This window comes from Streptomyces sp. (assembly GCF_019510245.1).
In the GTDB taxonomy this organism is placed as follows: domain Bacteria; phylum Actinomycetota; class Actinomycetes; order Streptomycetales; family Streptomycetaceae; genus Streptomyces.
In genome coordinates this window covers 1-5,758 of the sequence record NZ_JAEKKT010000321.1, presented here as the reverse complement: position 1 = coordinate 5,758, position 5,758 = coordinate 1, and the positions used below count along the sequence as shown (strand labels likewise).

At 68.5% G+C, this 5,758-nt stretch carries 9 protein-coding genes and 1 pseudogene; 6 read left to right on the top strand and 4 right to left on the bottom strand.

All coding sequences use genetic code 11. The features are described from left to right. Positions 1–164: 164 nt before the first annotated feature. The 3 genes from JF597_RS50050 (at position 165) to JF597_RS50040 (ending at position 1,572) form a co-directional block, all read left to right on the top strand. Positions 165–503: a hypothetical protein gene (locus tag JF597_RS50050; protein ID WP_294012863.1), complete on the top strand. Its 339-nt coding sequence runs from the start codon at positions 165–167 to the stop codon at positions 501–503. Between the two features lie 121 nt (positions 504–624). After that, complete coding sequence (locus JF597_RS50045) at positions 625–936, top strand: hypothetical protein (protein ID WP_069764236.1); 312 nt, start codon at positions 625–627, stop codon at positions 934–936. A 279-nt stretch (positions 937–1,215) separates the two neighbouring features. Further along, entirely contained in the window at positions 1,216–1,572 is a 357-nt protein-coding gene (locus tag JF597_RS50040; protein WP_294012859.1) for a hypothetical protein, read from the top strand. A gap of 129 nt (positions 1,573–1,701) precedes the next feature. Here JF597_RS50040 and JF597_RS50035 read toward each other — a convergent pair whose 3' ends face one another. From JF597_RS50035 to JF597_RS50025, 3 genes are all read right to left on the bottom strand, one after another. Then, positions 1,702–1,992: a hypothetical protein gene (locus tag JF597_RS50035; RefSeq protein WP_069764235.1), complete on the bottom strand. Its 291-nt coding sequence runs from the start codon at positions 1,990–1,992 to the stop codon at positions 1,702–1,704. Between the two features lie 144 nt (positions 1,993–2,136). Beyond that, entirely contained in the window at positions 2,137–2,421 is a 285-nt protein-coding gene (locus tag JF597_RS50030; protein WP_062049489.1) for a hypothetical protein, read from the bottom strand. A gap of 155 nt (positions 2,422–2,576) precedes the next feature. Beyond that, positions 2,577–3,095: a hypothetical protein gene (locus JF597_RS50025; protein ID WP_294012850.1), complete on the bottom strand. Its 519-nt coding sequence runs from the start codon at positions 3,093–3,095 to the stop codon at positions 2,577–2,579. Positions 3,096–3,559: 464 nt separating this feature from the next. On the opposite strand from JF597_RS50025, the gene JF597_RS50020 reads away from it, so the two are divergent. From JF597_RS50020 to JF597_RS50010, 3 genes are all read left to right on the top strand, one after another. Then, positions 3,560–4,273: a hypothetical protein gene (locus JF597_RS50020; RefSeq protein ID WP_294012847.1), complete on the top strand. Its 714-nt coding sequence runs from the start codon at positions 3,560–3,562 to the stop codon at positions 4,271–4,273. 75 nt (positions 4,274–4,348) lie between these two features. Further along, on the top strand, positions 4,349–4,624 hold the full coding sequence (locus JF597_RS50015; protein WP_069764232.1) for a hypothetical protein: 276 nt from the start codon (positions 4,349–4,351) through the stop codon (positions 4,622–4,624). A 230-nt stretch (positions 4,625–4,854) separates the two neighbouring features. Beyond that, on the top strand, positions 4,855–5,550 hold the full coding sequence (locus JF597_RS50010; protein ID WP_294012841.1) for a chaplin: 696 nt from the start codon (positions 4,855–4,857) through the stop codon (positions 5,548–5,550). A 26-nt stretch (positions 5,551–5,576) separates the two neighbouring features. Here the strand turns inward: JF597_RS50010 and JF597_RS50005 are convergent. Beyond that, a pseudogene (locus JF597_RS50005) lies at positions 5,577–5,758 on the bottom strand (VWA domain-containing protein); the annotation flags it as partial.

Below are 5,758 nucleotides of genomic sequence, written 5' to 3'. Positions count from 1 at the left end.
CTCTACCGCCCCTACCAGGAATGCAGTCCGCAGACGGTGGCCGAGAACAACGTCCCGATCGGCGTGCTCGGCCTCGCGACCACCACGGCCACCACCTGCGGCCAGTTCAACACCGCCTTCCAGGGCTGAACTCGGCAGGACCCCCACAAAGGACAACGCATCAGATGTTCAACAGAAGGAAGATCGCGGCCCTTTCGGCGTTGACCGGGGGCCTCCTCATGGCCTGCGTCGGCACCACCCAGGCGCATGCCGCGGCGGGCCCGGGAAACTGCACTCGCGACCTCTTCGGTTTCACCTGCACCCAGCGGATCACGGGAGTGATTCCCGAAGACGGCGTCATCCCCCACCAGGAGACCTGTAAGCCGGTTGAGCCCGTGACACTGCCCTCCGCTTTGGGCAACGGCAGGGCCCGGCTCGGCCCCGAGGTGACCTGTAACGCCCCGGCATTGACAGCACCCGACGCGAACGGCACCGCACCGGAGGAGACCGGCCTGTTGGGCTGAGCTCCACAAACCGACGACGCGACATGGGGAACGGAGATCCTCGATAGCTACACAGTGTGTGTATATGCTCACATTGAGTAGCCAAGCCGGGCGGTCCTGCCCGGGTGAGAAAGGGTCAACCATGCGTATGTTTCAGCGTGCTGCAGTCGTAGCGGCAGCGATTGCGGGGCTGTCCACCCTCGGTGCCGGCGTCGGTTTCGCCGGCGACAACGGCGAAGCGCCTCCGCCGATCAGCGCCGTGGCCAACTCGTCGGCCAACGCCGTCGCCTTCGGGGGCGACTACTACACCCTGCCGCAGGCCCAGCCCGAGGGCCAGCCGGAAGCCCAGCCGGAGGGTCAGCCGGAGGAGCAGCAGCCCGAGGCTCAGCCGGAGGCTCAGCAGCCCGAGGCCCAGCCCGAGGCTCAGCCGGAGGAGCAGCACGGCGAAGAGTAAGACCTTGCCGCAAGCCCATCCGCACAGCGCCACAACGGACGCACCCGCGTTCCTGGGAAGCCTGACGCACATTGCACGAACTCAACGACTCGGTCCCGCACCGCTTCAGCGGGTTCAACGGTGTGCTGAGTGAATCCCCGTGGCGAATGCAGCCCGGACGCGCCGCTCGATCAGGGCACGCGTCCGGGCTGCGGCCGTCTGTTTCGACCTTCTCGGGCTCGAGCGCACACCCGTTGATGGCACGTGCGCTCGGGCCTCCGTCGTAAAGGAATACCGCACATGTTCACTGCGCAGAAGATCGCCGCCGTCTCGGGGCTCGTCACAAGTCTCGCCGCGATCTGCCTCGGCGCCCCGTACGCCTACGCGGACGACGGCAACTGCGCGACCACCGCGCAGGGTGACACCATCTGCATTCGCAAGAGCGAGACCCAGATCGACAAGGATGACGCGCATATCGTCAAGCAGGCGCAGGACTGCTCGACGTCGGACCAGCCGCACATGGCGGACTGGCAGGACAAGATGCTCGAGGGCGGGGCCACGAGCGTCGGGCCGGTCGTGGAGTGCTCCAACAACGCTCCCCTGCCCAAGGAGTACAAGAAGCCCAAGGAGTTCAAGAGGCCGCACATCGAGTTCTGAGCATGACGGCGAATGCCGGGCCGGGATGATTCCCGGCCCGGCATTTCGGTTTTTGCGGAAGGTCTGCCGACGAAACGAAAATCCCCGGTACCCCGTCAGCGATTCGGGGCACCGGGGAAAGAGTGGCTCTTACTTGCCGACCGTGTTGCTGCAGCCCATGCTCGAGCCCATGGACGTCTTCATGGCGCCCGGGTTGCCCTCGCCGTTCAGGAGGTTGCCGCCCAGGCCGTTGCCGATGCCGACCTCGCCGAGGATGTCGACGTTGGTGTCGTGCGACGTGCAATTGCTGGTCTGCATGATGTCGAAAGTGTCGCCACCGCCCTTGTGCCCACCCTGGTCGGCGTGGGCGGTGCCGGCACCCAGGAGACCGATGCTCCCGAATGCGGCGAGGAGGACGGCAGCCGTGCGGAGCTTGCGCATGTCATCTCCGGTGAAGTGAGGTGGACGCGATCCGTGTTGATCGACGAAACCATCGCCGCCTGGCAGGCCTGGCGGCACGCGAATGGTCCCGGCCCTGCGCCGGGACCATTCGCGGAGTTCGGCGCCTGGGCGCCGGTCAGAACCTCAGAAGGCGCTGTTGTTGCAGCCCATCGTGGAGCCGATGTCGGTGGACTGAGCACCCGGGTTGCCCTCGCCGTTGAGGGCGTTGCCCAGCACGCCGCCGAGGAGGTTGACCTCGCCGAGGACGTCAAGGTTCAGGTCGTGCGAGCGGCAGCTGGAGCTCTGCGTGATCTTGAACTTGTCCCCGCCGTCCTTCCCGCCATGACCGTCAGCGTGGGCGGTGCCACCCACGAGGCCGATGCTGCCGAGGGCAACGACCAGGACGGCAACGTTGCGAAGCTTGCGCATGTCATCTCCGGTGAGAGTGAATGGGTGCGATCTGTAACAGATCGACTCCTTACAGTTACAAGAGATTAGTGCGAAGTATCTCAAAACGGTCAGAGGCGCGCCGATTTCGTGATCTCGGCGCGAAAACACCCCAAAGTCGTATCGCGTGCGCAGAGCTAGCGCGCGTTGGCGAGGGCGCTGGAGAGGGCGTTCGACTGGCTGTTGGCCTGGGTGCATTCGATGCCCCGGGTCTGGGAGGCGGCGAGCACCGCGACCGGGACGTTCGCGTCGAGCAGGGACTGCGGGCTGCACTCCTGGGCCGGCCGGAACAGGTTGTTCTGGGCCGGCGCGACACTCTGCGCCATGCGCCCGGTCTGCGCCGTCTGCGGGGCCGGGGAGGAGAGTTGAGGGTTGATCTGCGGGTTGAGCTGGGGGTTGAGCTGCGGTGCAACCTGGGTGCCGCGCTGCGCGGCCGACTGCTGCGGGGCCGGCTGCTGAGCGGTCGGCGAGCCGTAGCTCTGCGTGGTCGCCTGAGCGGACGTGGCCGTGGCGGCCTGGGCGTCCGGCTGCGAAACGGGAGGCGGCACAGCCCCGTTGAGGGCGACGGGGGTGACGGCAGAGCTCGATCCTGCCCCGACGGCGGTCAGTCCGCCGGCTGCTGCGACGACGAGCGCGATTTGCTGGAGCTTGCGCATTGAATTCTCGGCCCTTCATTGACCTGTGCACGAAAATCTGGGGAAACCCTGATACGGCAGCGCAGTTGCAGCTGTTTCCACTGCCCTGAGTGACTGCGATGGACCAGCGTCCTTGCCCCGTGGGGAACGACACGAGAAGAGACGCAGATACGGGCGCCGGGGCGTGGTCACCCATTTGCCGCAAACGGCGTACGGGTTGCGACACGCGCCCCCCAAGCGGCAAACGGGTGACGGGCCGTGGGATTCCGTGACCACGGCCAGGCGTCCTCGTTCCAACCGGGAGAGGGCAGCGGTCGTGGACCTGAAGTGGGTGAGGCGAGTCGCTGCCGGCTTTGATGCGAAGTCCGCGTGCCACTCGGGATCACCGCTGCTGACCGTGCAGTTGGGAGCAGCGCACCGGCTGCACGCGTGACCGCACTCAATGCAATGGACTCCCTATTCAGGTATGAAGGGCCGAGAGTTTCATGCGCAAGCTTCACAAGGCCGTGCTCCTAGTAGCAGCGGCCAGCGGTCTGTCCGCCATGGGCACCGGCATCAGCCATGCCGACTCTCCCATCACTCCCCCGCCGGCACCGGCTCCCGACAACCCGGCTTCGCAGGCCGCCCCGGCGCCCGCCTACCAGTCGGCACCGCAGGCCGCGCCTGCACCCGTCTACCAGCAGGCGCCGCAGGCCGCCCCGGCGCCCGCACCCCAGCAGGCACCGCAGGCCGCGCCCGCGCCCGCACCCGTTCAGCAGGCCCCCCAGGCCGCGCCCGCACCCGTCTACCAGCAGGCACCGCAGGCCGCCCCGGCACCTGCCTACCAGCAGGCACCTCAGCACACCAGCTATGCCGCCGCCTCGTCGCAGGGATCGGCGCAGGCCTCCGCCTCGCCGTACGCGCAGCAGGCGGCACCCGCGCAGCCGGCACCGGCCGCACCGGCACCCGCACCCGCGCCGCCCCAGGTCATGCCGCAGGTGATGCCGCAGGTCGCCCCCCAGCTGGCCGTCCCCCAGACCTTCGCGCCGGAGCCGCCGACGACTGTCACGCCTCAGGTGAACCCACAGGTCAACCCGCAGGTGAACCCGCTCATCAACCCGCAGCTCGCGTCGGCGGGCGCGCCGCAGCTGGCTCCGGTCGGCCTGGGGCAGCTCGCGGCGCCTCCCGTCGGCCAACTGGGGCTTCCCCGACTCGGCTGACGGCCGCCCGCGCCTCGACCACCGCATCCCAGCTCGATCTGTTGCAGACCCCATCCACTCGAAATGGAGTATTTCATGCGCACGTTCCACAAGGCAGTCCTCGTGGGCGCCATCCTCGGCAGTGTCGGCTCCTTCGGCGCCGGTACCGCCCTGGCACACGGTGAGCCGGGCAACGACTTCGACATCACTCAGGGCATCGAGTGCCGCTCGCACGACATGAACATCGATGTGCTCGGCAGCGTCGGCGCCCTCAACGGCCTGGCGGGCAACCTGCTGAACGGCGAGGGCAATCCCGGTGCGCAGCAGAGCCACCTCGGTTCGGACATGGGTTGCGACAACCAGGCCCTCTGACCGACTTCACCGCCCGGCAGGCGGCCTTGACCCTCCCCTGCGCCGAGACGCTCTCGGTGCGGGGCGAGGGTCTTTCCGTGGAGCGGCCTGCCGCGCGAACGGGCCCCAACAGGTGTACGCACACAACCCCGTTCCGGGCAAAAGACTGAAAAACCATTACTTCCACGGTTTCACGCATGTTTCACCGAGTGCGGGTGAGTGCCCGCGCCATCTCTGAAGGGCAGGGACCCATGAAACGGGCTATCCGAAACAGTGTGATCGCCGTCGCCGTCGCCTCCGGCGCGATGGCGGTCGCGGGGCCGGCGCAGGCCGACTCCACCGCTGACGGCTCCGCAGAAGGCTCGCCCGGGCTGATCTCCGGCAACGGCATCCAGTTGCCCGTGGACGTCCCGGTGAACGTGTGCGGGAACACCCTGAACGTGGTCGGCCTCCTCAACCCCGCCATGGGCAACCGCTGCGCCAACGAGGGCGGCAAGGCCAGGGGCGGCAAATCGTCCGAGGCGCCGGGCGGGGCCGCTGCCGACGGCAGCGCCCACGGCTCGCCGGGCGTCGTCTCCGGCAACAACGTCCAGCTTCCGATTGATCTGCCCGTGAACCTCAGTGGCAACAGCGCGAACCTGGTGGGTATCGGCAATCCCGCCTTCGGCAACGAGTCGGTCAACGGCCCGGTCGACCGTCCCAACGAGTCCGAGGACCGGTCCGTACCGTCCACGCCGCGGGTCCCTCACCAGTCGTCGCACCCGGCCGAGGCGCACTCGGCGGCGGAGGGTTCCCCCGCCGCCGTACAGCCGGAAGCGGCCGCCACTCTCGCGCACACCGGAGCGGACAACCCCTGGGTACCGAGCGTGGCGAGCCTGGCTCTCCTGACCGCCGGAGCGGTGCTGTACCGGCGCTCTCGTCCGAGCGCGGGCAGCCGCCGGGGGTGATGCCGACCGGTTGCCCGGCGGGACGGTCACTCGAGGTGTCCCGCCTGCCGGATGGTGTCGGCGAGCTGCCGTACCGCCCGGTCCTGCGTGATGTCCGCCAACCTGTCCGCCCGGTCGGCCAGTTCGCGAAGGCGTGGCGCTCCCGGCAGGGGGCTCCAGCGGTCGTCGCCCCGGCGGAGGGCGTCGGCGAAGTAGGCGGCCACCGCGG